This is a genomic window from Flavobacterium sp. AG291, assembly GCF_003350375.1.
Taxonomy (GTDB): domain Bacteria; phylum Bacteroidota; class Bacteroidia; order Flavobacteriales; family Flavobacteriaceae; genus Flavobacterium; species Flavobacterium suzhouense.
On sequence record NZ_QQAR01000003.1, the window covers coordinates 67,248 to 81,750 of the forward strand.

The following is a 14,503-nucleotide window of genomic DNA, read 5'->3' on the forward strand; positions in this document are numbered from 1 at the left end:
ATCTATTATTTCTTTTCAGCAGTAAGCTCAGCGATTTTAACGATAACCTCTACAGCTTTCTGCATGCTCTCTACAGGAACATATTCATATTTTCCGTGGAAGTTATGTCCGCCCGCAAAGATATTAGGGCATGGTAGGCCCATGTATGAAAGTCTGGAGCCATCAGTTCCGCCACGAATAGGTTTGATAAGTGGTTCGATACCCAGTTCTCTCATTGCTTTTTCGGCAATTTCTACAATGTGCATAACCGGCTCAACCTTTTCTTTCATGTTGTAGTAGTAATCCCTTACTTCAGGGATAACCACATCACCGCCAAATTGCTTTTGGTATTCAGCGTTTATGTTGTCAGTAATGGTCTGGATCATCACTTTACGCTCCTCAAATTTTACTTTATCATGGTCACGGATGATAAGCTGAACGGTTGTTTCTTCGATACTTCCGCTGATACCTACAACGTGGAAGAAACCTTCATAACCTTTTGTTTTTTCAGGAACTTCATTAGCAGGCAGCTGACTAATGAAGTTGTTAGCTAAAAGCATAGAGTTGATCATTTTACCTTTAGCATAACCCGGGTGAACACTGATACCTTTAAAAGTAATTTTTGCACCGGCTGCATTGAAGTTTTCATATTCAAGCTCACCAATCTGACTTCCATCCATAGTATACGCCCATTCAGCACCAAATTTCTCTACATCAAAAAGGTCTGCACCACGTCCGATTTCCTCATCTGGAGTAAAACAGATACGGATTTTTCCGTGTTTAATCTCAGGATGCTGGATCATGTATTCCATAGCAGTTACAATTTCAGTAATACCTGCTTTGTCATCAGCGCCAAGAAGGGTGGTACCATCAGTAGTGATAAGTGTCTGCCCTTTGTATTGCAGCATGTCTTTAAAGTAAGACGGAGATAATACGATATTAAGCTCTTTATTCAGGATGATATCGCCACCGTCATAATTTGGAACAATCTGCGGTTTAACATTAGCTCCTGTAAAATCAGGTGTTGTGTCAAAGTGAGAAACAAAACCTATAACCGGAACTTCATGGTCTACATTAGAAGGTAATGTAGCCATTACGTATGAATGCTCATCAATAGTAACATCTTCCATACCTATAGCTTTAAGCTCTTCGGCAAGTTTATTGGCAAGATCCCATTGTTTAGCGGTACTTGGTGTAGTTGGAGAGTTTGCGTCAGATTCTGTGTCAATGGTCACATAGCTAATGAAACGGTCTATGATATGCTGCATTTTTGAATTTTATTTATTAATGAAGTGCAAATTTACGATTTTACGTATTTCTGTATTGATTTTAGATAAATTTTCTATGTATTATTCTTTAGAAAGAAGTGTTATTTCGGTGTGTATATTTTGCTTGGCCTGGTCTTCAAATTTTTCCCTGAAAAACTGCGTTTTAAAAATGTATTCCATGCCTAAAAAGTGTTGTAAAGCTTTTTTCCTGCCCGGGTTGTACATAAAGTCAGGATAGATGGCATATTCTTTCCCTACCTGCCGGCTGTATTCAAGGTAAATTTCCCATTCACTGCCTAAAATAGACAGGTCGGCGTCCGTAAATAAATTGGTGTCATTGTCAGTGCTTAATTCATGATTTTTTGTGGCAAGTATCTGTTCTGCACAAAGTTTTACCTTTTCTTTAGGATAACCAATGCTGCTAAGGGCTTTGATTGCTACCAAGGCACTCTTATCTTCGTTTTCTTTAGAAGTTACCTTATAAATAATGTCATGGTAAAAAAGAGAAAACAATAGGGTGTCCCAGTCGGTAATTTGTTCTCTGCAGGTTTCAAGCTGAACAAGCATATTCTCTAAATGCTGCAGGTTATGATAATGGCGTTTTTGAGAGGTGTAATGTTTCTCAATGTCATCCCATAGTGTCTCAATTAGGGATTTTTCACGGGTATATTTATTTACAAGGCTTGTAAAAACTCCTTTGAGCATGGTGTGTTTGTATGGGTTGAATCATCAAATGTAATAACTTTTACACTTTAATTTTTAATATGGCTTGTTATTCATAAATTTGCACACCAAACAAAACGATATGTACAAATCCTTAATAAGGCCTATACTGTTCCGCTTCGATCCGGAGAAAATTCACCATTTTACATTTTCATCAATACGTTTCTTAAACAGCATACCGGGAATACCGTCACTGCTTAAATCAATGTATGAAGTAAACGACCCCCGTTTGGAACGTGAGGTATTTGGTTTGAAGTTCAAAAATCCGGTTGGCCTTGCAGCTGGTCTTGATAAGGATGCCAAACTGTACAAAGAGTTGGCTAATATGGGTTTCGGCTTTATAGAAATCGGAACCCTGACACCAAAACCTCAGGATGGAAACCCTAAAAAGAGGTTGTTCCGCTTAAGGGAAGATGGTGGGCTTATTAACCGTATGGGCTTTAACAATGGCGGGGTGCAGGAAGCTGTAGAACGCCTGAAAAAGAATCCTAAAGGGAAAGGCCACGTGCTTATAGGTGGAAATATTGGGAAGAACAAGGTAACACCGAATGAAGATGCGGTAAGCGATTACGAAATCTGCTTTGATGCTTTATATGATTACGTAGATTACTTTGTGGTGAATGTGAGTTCGCCAAATACACCTAACCTGAGAGAGCTTCAGGATAAAGAGCCATTAACGAACTTGTTGCAAACGCTTCAGGATAAGAATGCTGCAAAACCGGTACAGAAGCCAATATTGCTTAAGATAGCTCCGGATTTGACGGACGAACAACTTCTGGATATTATCGATATTGTAAAAACAACTAAGATTGCCGGTGTAATAGCTACTAATACCACTATTTCAAGAGAAGGACTGGTGTCTGAAAACAAACAGGAGACAGGAGGACTAAGCGGTAAACCTCTTACCAAACGTTCGACGGAAGTTATCCGATTCCTTTCTGAGAAAAGCAACAAAGCATTCCCTATCATTGGAGTAGGAGGTATTCATACTGCCGATGACGCTATAGAGAAACTGGAAGCAGGAGCAAGCCTTATACAGCTGTATACAGGTTTTATTTATGAAGGTCCGGCACTTATTAAGGATATCAATAAAAAATTATTGAATTCTTAGATAGTTCGATGATTCGATATTTTGATTGTTGGATTTTTCGAACGATCCAAAAATCGAATAATCCAAAACTCGTAAAAGAGAAAACGTTTTCGTAAATGTGCTAAATCTATTATCTTTGAGCCTTTATGGAAAAGATTAAAATTATCGAATGCCCCCGCGATGCCATGCAAGGCATCAAGGCGTTCATTCCTACCGAAAGGAAAATAAGCTACATACAGTCCCTGTTAAGGATTGGTTATGATACTATAGATTTTGGAAGTTTTGTTTCGCCAAAGGCTATTCCGCAAATGGTGGATACGGCTGAGGTGCTGGCAGGGCTTGACCTTTCTAAGACGCAAAGCAAGCTGCTGGCTATCATTGCCAATACGCAGGGGGCTCAAATGGCGTCTGAACATAAAGAAATACAATACTTAGGCTATCCGTTCTCGATCTCAGAGAACTTCCAGATGCGTAACACGCACAAAACCATAGCCGAATCAATAATTACCCTTCAGGAAATATTGAACATTGCCGATGCTTCTAACAAAGAAGTAGTGGCATACCTGTCTATGGGCTTCGGGAATCCGTATGGTGACCCGTGGAATGTTGAGATCGTAGGGGAGTGGACCGAAAAACTTGCAGCAATGGGCGTTAAGATACTTTCGCTTAGTGATACTGTAGGTAGTTCTACGCCTGATGTGATAGATTACCTGTTTTCGAATCTTATACCTAAATACCCTCAGATAGAATTTGGGGCGCATTTACACACTACACCTGATAAATGGTTCGAAAAGATAGATGCAGCCTATAGAGCCGGCTGTAAGCGTTTTGATGGCGCAATACAAGGCTTTGGCGGATGCCCAATGGCAAAAGACGACCTTACCGGAAATATGCCTACAGAGCGTATGTTATCGTATTTCACCACTGTAAAAGCTGATACCAATATGCAGCCCATGAGCTTTGAGAGTGCTTATAATGAAGCAACAAAGTTGTTTGGAGAGTTTCATTAAGAGTTTACAGTTTACGGTTGTAAATTTACAGTCTATGTACTCTGTCATTCCGACGAAGGAGGAATCTCATTAGTTTTCTCTATGTTGTCCCAAATATCAATATAGTATCCATTAATTGAATCTGCTTTCATCCATTGTGACGCTAGGCTTGATAACCAAAATCTTATTATCCCTTTAACTTTAGAAAATACAACAGTATTTTCTCCTTTGATACTTAACATTCTAGGTTGATTTATATCTTTCCTAGAAATAGTTCCTGTGCATTTACCATTAAAATCACCAACAACAAAAGATTCGTCATGCTGAAACGCCCAAACGAAGTCAATTATGTCTGGATCAATTAATTCTTTAATGTCTTCATGTGATAATTCAGATGTTAATCCAATAATCCCAAACATTGGTGATAATGTACTCGGCATGGTGGTTATGCCAAATGTATTATTATCTAAATCTTTTGTTTTGTAATCTTTGATTACTTCTTCATATGTTTTTTTAATGTGCGATTGAGCTTGTTTAATACTTTCTTTTGTTAGATTTCGTTTTATTTCAATAATGCCAACCATGGATTCAACAGGAACTATGGCGATTTTATTTTCAATTATTGAAAATAGAGGAGGAGTATTTTTATTTGATAAAATTATATCGTGTTGTGAAAGATTTTGTTTGCTTTTAAATGTAAGCGAATTAACAATGTATCCAGAGGTTATACGAATACCTTCTGGTGAGATTTGTCTAAGAAAGTTTCTTATATAAGTTTCAACGAGGTCACCAGAGCTTTTTAATTCACCGGATTGCCCATTTTCTTTTTTTTGAAGAAGCAAACCTGATTGTGCAATTACTGCCTCAACCTCTTTTAGATGGACATTAATTAAATCCGACGGTCTAATCATTTTACGAAAATTTGTTATTGAGCATCTAAGATAATATTATTCTATCCCACCATAAAAATATATTATCATACTCTATATTTTGCATTCGCAGAAAAAGATGTATATTTGCATGCAATTTAACTACAATTGCATAATGAAAGCACACACTTCTAAAATCATCGGTGAAGGCCTTACTTACGATGATGTTCTGCTGGTTCCAAATTACTCTGAAATATTACCGCGCGAAGTTAGCATACAGTCTAAATTCTCTAAAAACATAACGCTAAATGTTCCTATCGTATCTGCTGCGATGGATACTGTAACCGAAAGTGCAATGGCAATTGCTATGGCTCGTGAAGGTGGTATAGGCGTTCTTCATAAAAACATGACGATCGAGCAGCAGGCAACTGAAGTTCGTAAAGTAAAAAGAGCGGAGTCGGGAATGATCATCGATCCTGTTACGCTTCCTCTTACATCAAACGTAGGTGATGCTAAAAACGCAATGCGTGAGTATGGTATTGGTGGTATTCCTGTAGTTGATGCTAACGGAATCCTTAAAGGTATCGTTACAAATCGTGACCTTCGTTTCGAAAAAAATAATTCACGTGAAATTACTGAGGTAATGACGTCTGAAAACCTTGTTACTGCTGCTGAAGGTACTACGCTTCAGGAAGCAGAAGGTATTCTTCAAAAAAATAAGATCGAGAAACTTCCTGTTGTAAATGCTGACAACAAACTTGTTGGCCTTATCACATTCAGGGATATCACTAAACTTACCCAAAAACCTATCGCTAACAAGGATAAGTTCGGACGCCTTCGCGTTGCGGCTGCCCTTGGGGTTACTGCCGATGCTGTTCAGCGTGCTGAAGCTCTTGTAAACGCAGGTGTTGATGCTGTTATCATCGATACGGCTCACGGTCACACTAAAGGTGTGGTAACGGTTCTTAAAGAAGTAAAAGCTAAATTCCCTCAGCTTGATGTAGTTGTTGGTAACATTGCTACTCCAGAGGCTGCGCTTTACCTTGCAGAAAACGGTGCTGATGCTGTAAAAGTAGGTATCGGTCCGGGTTCAATCTGTACTACACGTGTAGTTGCAGGTGTTGGTTTCCCTCAGTTCTCTGCAGTTCTTGAAGTGGCAGCTGCTCTTAGAGCTACAGGTGTTCCTGTTATTGCTGATGGTGGTATCCGGTATACAGGTGATATTCCTAAAGCGCTTGCTGCGGGTGCGGACTGTGTAATGCTTGGATCGCTTCTTGCAGGGACTAAAGAATCTCCGGGTGAGACAATCATCTTCGAAGGAAGAAAATTCAAATCATACCGTGGTATGGGTTCTGTAGAGGCTATGAAAGAAGGTTCTAAAGACCGTTATTTCCAGGATGTTGAGGACGATGTGAAAAAACTGGTTCCGGAAGGTATCGTAGGGCGCGTTCCTTATAAAGGAGAGCTTTTCGAAAGCATGCTTCAGTTCATTGGAGGTCTTCGCGCAGGTATGGGTTACTGTGGTGCTAAAGACATTCCTACACTACAGGAAAACAGCCGTTTTGTACGTTTAACATCAAGTGGTATCGCAGAGAGCCACCCTCATAACGTAACGATCACTAAAGAAGCTCCGAATTATTCAAGATAATTTTTAAGTCGAAAGACTAAAGTTATAAGGTCTAAAGACGTAAAGTCCGAAGATAATATTACATGAAAAGGCATGGATTAGCAGTTGTAAAACTTCTTCTCTGTGCCTTTTTTGATTTTTAATTTTGTAATCTTTTTTTTGTGTAGAACTTTTGATATTACAACTATAGTCTAATCCGTAGTGCTGTCAAGTTCTTCCCTACGTTCTTTACTTATATCATCACTTTCCCAGGCATGATCATTGGCACCAAGCTGTGCGTATAGATCATTGCGAAGAAGTTGCTCCTGCATTTCAATTTCTTCTTTAGCGGTCATCAGGAAGGCTTTTTTGTCGTGACGTTTTTCAGCTAATCTTGCTATAGATTGCTCGTCGTACTTCATAAAGCGCTGACCTTGTCGTGTAGCGGTATAACGCCTGTGGCCAAGCTCTACCAACGCATCTACACCCAAATGAACAGCACTATACATATTTTCCCTGTAAAAATCCTTTACTCCCATATCCAGTAGCTCAAAAGCATCACTGCGGTTACGGGCACGAGCCAGTACTTTTAAATGTGGGAAGTGTTTCTTTATCATTTCCACTACCTCGAGGTTTACCCTTGGGTTATCAATGGCGGCAATAAACAATTTCGCATTGTCACAACCTGCTGCTTTAAGAAGTTCAAGCCTGGAGGCATCTCCATAGTAAACCGTAAATCCCATTTTTCGAAGAGAATCAACCCTATCGGAGTCCATGTCGAGTACGGTTGCCTTAATGCCATTTGTTTTTAGCAAACGCACGATGGTACTTCCAAAGTTTCCAAAACCGGCAATAACTACATCATTATGTTCATCGATAGAATCGTATTTGTCTTTTGGCTGTTTTTCCTTCACACCAAAATAGGGGTCTATGAGCTTTTCATTTATTAGTAATAAGAAAGGTGTTCCTACCATACTAATGGCAATTACCGCCATCATTTGATTGGATAACTCTTCCGGCATAAGATTAAGCTGCAATGCAAATCCGAGTATTACAAATCCAAATTCTCCGGCCTGGCTTAACGCAAAAGAGAATAATAGATTTTGATCCGAGCTTTTCTTGTATATATTTCCAACAATCAGCAATACAAAAAACTTGATACTGTTGAATATGGTAGTAAATATGATAATGAATGCCGGATCGGCCATAATAAGTGAAAAATTGATGGAAGCACCAACACCAATAAAGAACAAGCCTAAAAGCAGTCCTTTAAAAGGGGCAATATCGCCTTCCAATTCATGTCTGAATTCGCTGTTGGCTAATACCAGTCCTGCAAGAAAAGCGCCTAACGCAGGGCTTAATCCTACCAGTTGCATCATAAATGATACACCCATTACCAATAATAGTGCTGAAGCTGTAAACAGTTCCTGAAGCCTTGTTCTGGCCACTACGTGCAATAAAGGAACAATTATAAAACGTCCGCCTACATAAACCATTCCTATGGCTCCAAAAACGATAAGCGTTTGCAGCCAGGGTTCAAAGTCGGAAATAAGTGACTGATTTACGTGCTCGAGATTTACTGCTCCGTCAGTTTCGGCCAATAAGGGTAATATTGCCATGATTGGGATTACGGCAATATCCTGAAACAGTAGTATAGCAAAAGAAGAACGCCCCATAGAGGTATTGGTAAGTCCTTTTTCTTTTAGGGTCTGCATTACGATAGCAGTTGAAGAAAGGGTAAGTGCTAACGAAATAACCAGTGTAGCACGCCATTCCCAGCGGAGTACAAACGAACAGGCTATAAATAATACAGCAGCTGTACCCACTACCTGAAGGGTGCCCATACCAATTATGAATTTCCGCATTCGCCAGAATTTCTGTGGATCAAGCTCCAATCCGATGAGGAATAGCATCATTACAACTCCGAATTCGGCAAAATGCATAATGTCCTGACCTTCCTGGCCAATAAAGCCCAGTACATAAGGACCAATGATGATTCCGGCAAATAAATAACCTAATATTGAGCTAAGTCCTATTTTTTTGGCAATAGGGACACATACCACGGCTGCGACAAGGTATATTATGGCCTGAAAGAAAAAACTGTCCTGCATATTATCCTAATTTTGTTTTTATCCAGTCGTTAAAATAGTGGTACTCTGAAACTTCTTTTATGTTAAGGTCTATATTCTCTAAATATTCGAGAACCTGTCCGTACAGTTTTGCGTTCTTTTCATAACCGTCCTCATCCATAGAATGTGTGCCGTGTACAACAAAAGGCGGTAGATATATCATATTACAAACCTTTGCTGTCTGGTTAAAAGGTTCCAAAAGCTGAGGTATGGTAAAACGGTCACGCCCCAGCGGACTATAGTTTTCTTTTCGTCCGCCTGTGGTAATCACCTGTAATAGTTTTTTGTCTTTAAGTGCAAAGCCTTCTTTGCCGTAAGCCCAACCGTGTTCCAGTACAATATCTATCCATTGCTTGAGCAGGGGAGGGCAGTTATACCAATACATGGGATGGTGCCAGATAATAATGTCATGCAACATGAGGAGTTCCTGCTCACGTTTCATGTCAATATCGAATTCAGGATATTCCTGATACAGGTCGTGAAAGGTAATGTTAGGGGAGTTTGGGATATGGCTTACAAGCGCATTGTTGGCGTTCGATTTCTCGAACAGCGGATGCGCGAAGAGTATTAAAATCTTATTTGGCATATATGAACCTGTTTGATTATGCTAAACGCGGTTGTAATGCAATATAAGGATTTTTGACCATTTTTTATAGAAGTTTTCAGTCACAGTCGCAGTTTTCAATTGCTGCATAAAAAAAGACGCAGCACTAGCTACGTCTTTTTTTCGATTTTATAAACAATCACTGTTAACCGTGACTGAAACTGAAAACTAATTAAGCATTAATACCCAAATAGTTTGCAGGAGTTATTTTTAACAACTCAGCTTTTATTTCGTCGCTTACATTAAGGTTATTGATGAATGCGTGCATTGACTCTTTATTGATAACCGTATTCGTTCTTGTAAGGTCTTTAAGGGCCTCATAAGGGTTAGGGTAGGCCTCACGACGAAGTATCGTCTGAATAGCCTCAGCTACTACAGCCCAGTTTTTCTCAAGATCTTCGTGGAATTTCTCTTCGTTAAGAAGTAGTTTGTTTAATCCTTTAAGTGTTGCTTCGAAAGATATGATAGTGTGCCCCATTGGTACGCCTACATTACGAAGTACTGTACTGTCAGTAAGGTCACGCTGTAGTCTTGAGATTGGCAGTTTAGCCGAAAGATGCTCAAAAATGGCGTTAGCGATACCAAGGTTACCTTCAGAGTTTTCAAAGTCGATAGGGTTAACTTTATGTGGCATAGCCGAAGAACCGATCTCACCGGCTTTGATCTTCTGTTTGAAGTAATCCATAGAAACGTATGTCCAGATATCCCTGTCAAGGTCGATAAGGATAGTGTTGATACGCTTTAATGCATCAAAGAACGCAGCGAAGTGATCGTAATGCTCAATTTGCGTTGTGGGGAATGAGTGTTTAAGTCCAAGGGTGCCTTCTACGAAGTCATTACCGAACTTTCTCCAGTCATTCTGCGGATATGCAATGAAGTGTGCATTGAAGTTACCTGTAGCACCACCAAATTTAGCAGCGAACGGCACGTTGAAAAGCAAACGCATCTGCTCTTCCAAACGCTCAACAAATACATGTATCTCTTTGCCAAGACGGGTAGGAGAGGCCGGTTGTCCGTGGGTACGGGCAAGCATCGGTATGTCTTTCCATTCAACAGCCAGTTCTTTCAGTTTAGCAATAACACTAATTAGCGATGGCATGTATACGTTTTCGAACGCTTCTTTTGTAGAAAGCGGAATAGCAGTGTTGTTGATGTCCTGAGAAGTCAATCCAAAGTGGATGAACTCTTTGTGAGCCTCAAGGCCAAGTTTGTCGAAAGCAGCTTTTATAAAGTATTCCACGGCTTTAACGTCGTGGTTTGTTGTTTTCTCGATTTCTTTTATCTGAAGTGCATCTTCGCTTGAGAAGTTCTTGTAAAGGTTGCGAAGCGGACCGAAAGTGCTTTTGTCTACACCGGCAAGCTGCGGCAATGGCAGTTCGCAAAGGGCGATAAAGTACTCGATCTCTACAAGCACGCGGTATTTTATTAGTGCTTCTTCCGAGAAATAGGCAGCTAAAGGTGCGGTTTTGTTTCTGTAACGGCCGTCTATAGGCGATATGGCATTCAGTTCAGATAAATTTTGCATGTGTTTAAGTGTCAAAATTAGAAGCCGCGAAGGTAAGGATTTTGAGGGGAATATAAAAAAATATGAAGGTCTAAAACCAGCTGCACAAACTTATTCTATGTAAACTTTATATGGCTGGTCTGCTGATAGGCAATATTCGAGAAAATTTTTAAATCTGTTTAAGGTAAATGCCATTTGTGGGCCGCTGCCTTCAAAAATATCGTTTTCATAAATTCCAATATGTTCAAGATAGCCCGGATTTGTATTGAACAATTTTATAAAACCTAACACTCCTCCATAGTTTTCTATTAAATCCATATTTTCTACTTCAAGGGAAAATCTAACTTCATTTTCTAAAGAAGGTATAACTTCATTTTCTAAGAATAACATAATATTTTTTAATGTATGTGGATCAAAATGTGCAGTATCATCTTCCTCATTATATGGATTTTTTTCTAAAAAAAGCCATTGATCATTAGGTAGATTCCAATGTTCATATTGCCAATTATAGTATTTTGATTGTGTTGCGTAAAAAAGTTCTTTAGTTTTAAGAGGATCTATCTGCTTTGCATAATACATCAATAAAGCATATATGCCAAAATCAAAAGATATTTGTTCATTGTTTGCTTTAAAAATTTTTATTCTTGCCTTTCCAATATGATTATGATTTTCTCAACCTCTCCCTGACAACCGCCATACCCTCACTTGCCGTCATTGGTACAACATCAATAGAGTTGCTTAAGTATGGAATACTGGCAGGATTAGGGTCGATGTAAAATATAGGTGCGGTTGGTTTTACATAATCTACCAGCCCTGCCGCAGGATATACCTGCATTGATGTTCCGATAATGATGATGTAATCGGCTTCTTTTACGATATCCATAGCATCGGCAATTGCCGGAACCATTTCACCAAACCACACAATATGCGGTCGCAGCTGGTAACCATCGGTATGGAGGTCGCCAACATTGATGTCGGTTTTCCATTCTACAATATCATTTTCATTATGAACGCTTCGTGCTTTAAGGAGCTCGCCATGCAGATGCAAAACATTAGTGCTTCCGGCACGCTCGTGCAGGTCGTCTACGTTTTGGGTAATGATGTGTACTTCGAAGTCTTTTTCAAGTTCGGCAACAATGATGTGCCCCTGATTCGGATTTACCTCAAATAGCTGTCTTCTGCGTTGGTTGTAAAAATCGAGCACCAGCGCCTGGTTCTTGCGCCAGCCTTCGGGAGAGGCTACTTCCATCACGTCATGGCCTTCCCATAGCCCTCCTGCATCGCGAAAGGTCTTGATGCCGCTTTCCGCACTCATTCCTGCTCCTGAAAGTATTACCAGTTTTTTCATTTTTATATTGAATAATGTAAATGTTTTATTGCAGAGACGTAGCATTGCTACGTCTGTACTGTCAAAAATAAATCAGAAATTTGGTTTATCACTATTATATTTTACCACAAAGTGCACAAGTTTTTTCACTATGTTCACAAAGCTTTGTGATTCCTTGTGTTCTCTGGGGTTTAATAATTCGGGAGGATATTCAAATAAAAAAGTGCGCTGAGTTTTCACAAAGCGCACTTTTAAATTATTGATTTTTTCAGCTTATTAGCTTTTTACTTCTCCTAAAGTATATAGTTGTTCCATAGTAGGTGTTGCGCTACCGCCTGTAGGCTCAAGAGTGATACCAAAGGCTTGTACGCCTTCAAAGTTATCCACCTGAATGATTCCCTGGCTATCGGCAACTTTATTCTTGTCAAGTACCCCTATACTGGTTGGTGTAAGCGGGTTAAGCGTCAATGCCCATACCTGATACTCTTTTCCTTCCGGTGCTTCCGGCAAACCTGCGATATCCACAAACACTTCATTGTCTGCATCGTTCATGTAGACTTTTGCATACGAGTCTGGAGACACTTGCTGACCGCCAAGGTTTACTATAGCACTGTTTTTAGCACGGATAACACGTAATGCCTTTTCTTTTTGTTCATTATCTTTAGTGGTGCTCGCAAATAGTTGTTCATATTTGTCCCTTTCTTTAGTAACAGCTTCTTTTTTCTCTACCTCCTGATCATACATAAAATATTGTACGCCTAAGCAGCCCAGTAATACGATAGCTGCTGCCCATCCAATGTAAGAAGAAGCACTCCTGCGGGGTTGTAGTTGTACAACACCTTCAGTTCCATGCTTGTCGATGAGTTCTCTGCGAATCCTGTGGTATACTTCCGGTGATAATTGTGGTGATACGCTATAAGAAAGATCGATAATCGCTTTTTCTATAGATAATATCTCGGCTCTGACCTCGGCATGCTTGCCGGCCATTTCCTGAACTTCCCTGTTTTCTTCTTCAGTGGTTACACCAAAGATATAAAGTTCTAAAATCCCTGAGTTGATAAATTCTTCCATTATACCTCTAATATGTTTCTTAAATCTTTAATACAAGTCCTGTTTTGTGTCTTAACCGTGCCAAGAGGCATTGCCAGTTCGTCTGAGGCTTCCTGTTGGGTATAGCCCTTGAAAAATAATAGCTCGATAATGCGCACGCATACAGGCTTTAACTTTTTTACAAATTCACGTATACCAATAGCGTCTATTCTGTTAACGACTGTGGCATTGTGGTCAAGGATATGTACGAAATTATCAACCGAGAGGTTTTTTAAATTTTTAGTATGGTCTTTAGATCGCAGCCTGTCTATGGCTGCATTCCTGGCTATGTTGAGGATCCAGGTGAAAAAACGTCCTTTACTTTCGTTATAGGAGTCAACATTTTTCCAAATTTTTACGAATACTTCCTGAAGAACGTCTTCGGCTTCCTCTTTATTTTTTAATAGATTGAATATTACACCATATAGGCTCTTAGAGTACATGTTATACAGCGTGTTGAATGCATTGCTGTCTTTTTTGTAGATTTGTGCGAGTAATTCTTCCTGTGTCATACAATCAAGTTAGTTGGTTTTGTAGACCCGAATATAATAAAAATTAAATGGCAAACTTGCATATAATGAAAAATATATCAGACGTAAACTATCTCAATTATCTTGAAACTATTATAACAGAAGAAAGAAAAAACAGGTTTATAGATATACTTTCACGACGTACAAAGCACTTTACCATTGCTATGGAAGATGTTTACCAGATGCATAATACAAGTGCAGTAATGCGTACCTGTGAAATATTCGGTATTCAGGAACTTAATGTCATAGAGGAAAAGTACGGTAAGACCATTGATAAGGAGATTGCTCTTGGCGCTGAGAAATGGGTTGATATAAATCGTTTTGGTACGACGGTAGATTGCTTAAAAAATCTTAAAGAAAGAGGTTATCGCATTATTGCCACAACACCGCATAAAGATTCCTGCTACCTTGAGGATTTTGATATCAGTACTCCGGCAGCTTTGTTCTTCGGTACTGAAAAGTTAGGATTGTCTGAAGAGGTAATGGAGCAGGCGGATGGTTTCCTTAAAATACCCATGTATGGCTTTACCGAAAGTATCAATGTGTCTTCATCGGCAGCGATAATCATCCATAGCCTGAGTACGCGTTTGCGTAATTCTGATATTCAATGGCAGTTAAACGAAGAAGAATTGCTTGAAAAACGCATTGACTGGGCACGTAAATCAATAAAAGATATTGATTTTATTACAGAGAGGTATCTTTTCAGTTAACGGTTTACAGTTTTCAGTTAACAGTTAGTTTTCGGGATTTTTAAAGCAGATTAATAGAGTTATGTATCTGTAAGCTGCTCACTGTA

14 protein-coding genes are annotated in these 14,503 nt (G+C 39.4%); 4 read left to right on the forward strand and 10 right to left on the reverse strand.

All coding sequences use genetic code 11. From position 1 onward, the window contains the following. Positions 1-5 precede the first annotated feature (5 nt). Both pepT and DEU42_RS04295 read right to left on the reverse strand, forming a co-directional pair. Positions 6-1,247 (reverse strand): peptidase T, encoded by a 1,242-nt coding sequence (pepT, locus tag DEU42_RS04290; protein ID WP_114757054.1) that lies wholly within the window; start codon positions 1,245-1,247, stop codon positions 6-8. Positions 1,248-1,328: 81 nt separating this feature from the next. Next, positions 1,329-1,952, reverse strand: coding sequence for a hypothetical protein (locus DEU42_RS04295; protein ID WP_114757055.1), 624 nt, complete (start codon positions 1,950-1,952; stop codon positions 1,329-1,331). Between the two features lie 100 nt (positions 1,953-2,052). Between DEU42_RS04295 and DEU42_RS04300 the strand changes: the two genes are divergently transcribed. Together DEU42_RS04300 and DEU42_RS04305 are read left to right on the forward strand one after the other, a co-directional pair. Then, on the forward strand, positions 2,053-3,081 hold the full coding sequence (locus tag DEU42_RS04300) for a quinone-dependent dihydroorotate dehydrogenase (protein ID WP_114757056.1): 1,029 nt from the start codon (positions 2,053-2,055) through the stop codon (positions 3,079-3,081). Positions 3,082-3,206: 125 nt separating this feature from the next. Next, positions 3,207-4,070 (forward strand): hydroxymethylglutaryl-CoA lyase, encoded by an 864-nt coding sequence (locus tag DEU42_RS04305; RefSeq protein ID WP_114757057.1) that lies wholly within the window; start codon positions 3,207-3,209, stop codon positions 4,068-4,070. A gap of 44 nt (positions 4,071-4,114) precedes the next feature. Here the strand turns inward: DEU42_RS04305 and DEU42_RS04310 are convergent, their stop codons facing one another. Further along, positions 4,115-4,960, reverse strand: a complete 846-nt coding sequence (locus DEU42_RS04310) for a DUF6602 domain-containing protein (protein ID WP_114757058.1) — start codon at positions 4,958-4,960, stop codon at positions 4,115-4,117. A gap of 133 nt (positions 4,961-5,093) precedes the next feature. Between DEU42_RS04310 and guaB the strand changes: the two genes are divergently transcribed. Beyond that, positions 5,094-6,566, forward strand: a complete 1,473-nt coding sequence (gene guaB, locus DEU42_RS04315; protein ID WP_114757059.1) for an IMP dehydrogenase — start codon at positions 5,094-5,096, stop codon at positions 6,564-6,566. Between the two features lie 170 nt (positions 6,567-6,736). Here guaB and DEU42_RS04320 read toward each other — a convergent pair whose 3' ends face one another. The 7 genes from DEU42_RS04320 to DEU42_RS04350 all read right to left on the reverse strand — a co-directional run bounded on the left by DEU42_RS04320 (position 6,737) and on the right by DEU42_RS04350 (position 13,689). Further along, on the reverse strand, positions 6,737-8,635 hold the full coding sequence (locus tag DEU42_RS04320) for a monovalent cation:proton antiporter-2 (CPA2) family protein (RefSeq protein WP_114757060.1): 1,899 nt from the start codon (positions 8,633-8,635) through the stop codon (positions 6,737-6,739). 1 nt (position 8,636) lies between these two features. Beyond that, a complete protein-coding gene (locus DEU42_RS04325; RefSeq protein ID WP_114757061.1) occupies positions 8,637-9,239 on the reverse strand; it encodes an NAD(P)H-dependent oxidoreductase in 603 nt (200 codons plus the stop codon). Between the two features lie 190 nt (positions 9,240-9,429). Next, on the reverse strand, positions 9,430-10,782 hold the full coding sequence (purB, locus tag DEU42_RS04330) for an adenylosuccinate lyase (protein WP_114757062.1): 1,353 nt from the start codon (positions 10,780-10,782) through the stop codon (positions 9,430-9,432). Between the two features lie 90 nt (positions 10,783-10,872). Beyond that, positions 10,873-11,340 (reverse strand): hypothetical protein, encoded by a 468-nt coding sequence (locus DEU42_RS04335; RefSeq protein WP_114757063.1) that lies wholly within the window; start codon positions 11,338-11,340, stop codon positions 10,873-10,875. An 82-nt stretch (positions 11,341-11,422) separates the two neighbouring features. Beyond that, on the reverse strand, positions 11,423-12,109 hold the full coding sequence (locus DEU42_RS04340; protein ID WP_114757064.1) for an SIR2 family NAD-dependent protein deacylase: 687 nt from the start codon (positions 12,107-12,109) through the stop codon (positions 11,423-11,425). A gap of 255 nt (positions 12,110-12,364) precedes the next feature. After that, on the reverse strand, positions 12,365-13,159 hold the full coding sequence (locus tag DEU42_RS04345) for an anti-sigma factor domain-containing protein (protein ID WP_114757065.1): 795 nt from the start codon (positions 13,157-13,159) through the stop codon (positions 12,365-12,367). Beyond that, positions 13,159-13,689: an RNA polymerase sigma factor gene (locus DEU42_RS04350; protein ID WP_114757066.1), complete on the reverse strand. Its 531-nt coding sequence runs from the start codon at positions 13,687-13,689 to the stop codon at positions 13,159-13,161. The genes DEU42_RS04345 and DEU42_RS04350 overlap by 1 nt, the downstream gene beginning before the upstream one ends. Before the next feature lie 65 nt (positions 13,690-13,754). On the opposite strand from DEU42_RS04350, the gene DEU42_RS04355 reads away from it, so the two are divergent. Next, positions 13,755-14,417: a TrmH family RNA methyltransferase gene (locus DEU42_RS04355; RefSeq protein ID WP_199509050.1), complete on the forward strand. Its 663-nt coding sequence runs from the start codon at positions 13,755-13,757 to the stop codon at positions 14,415-14,417. The last annotated feature ends 86 nt before the right edge of the window (positions 14,418-14,503 follow it).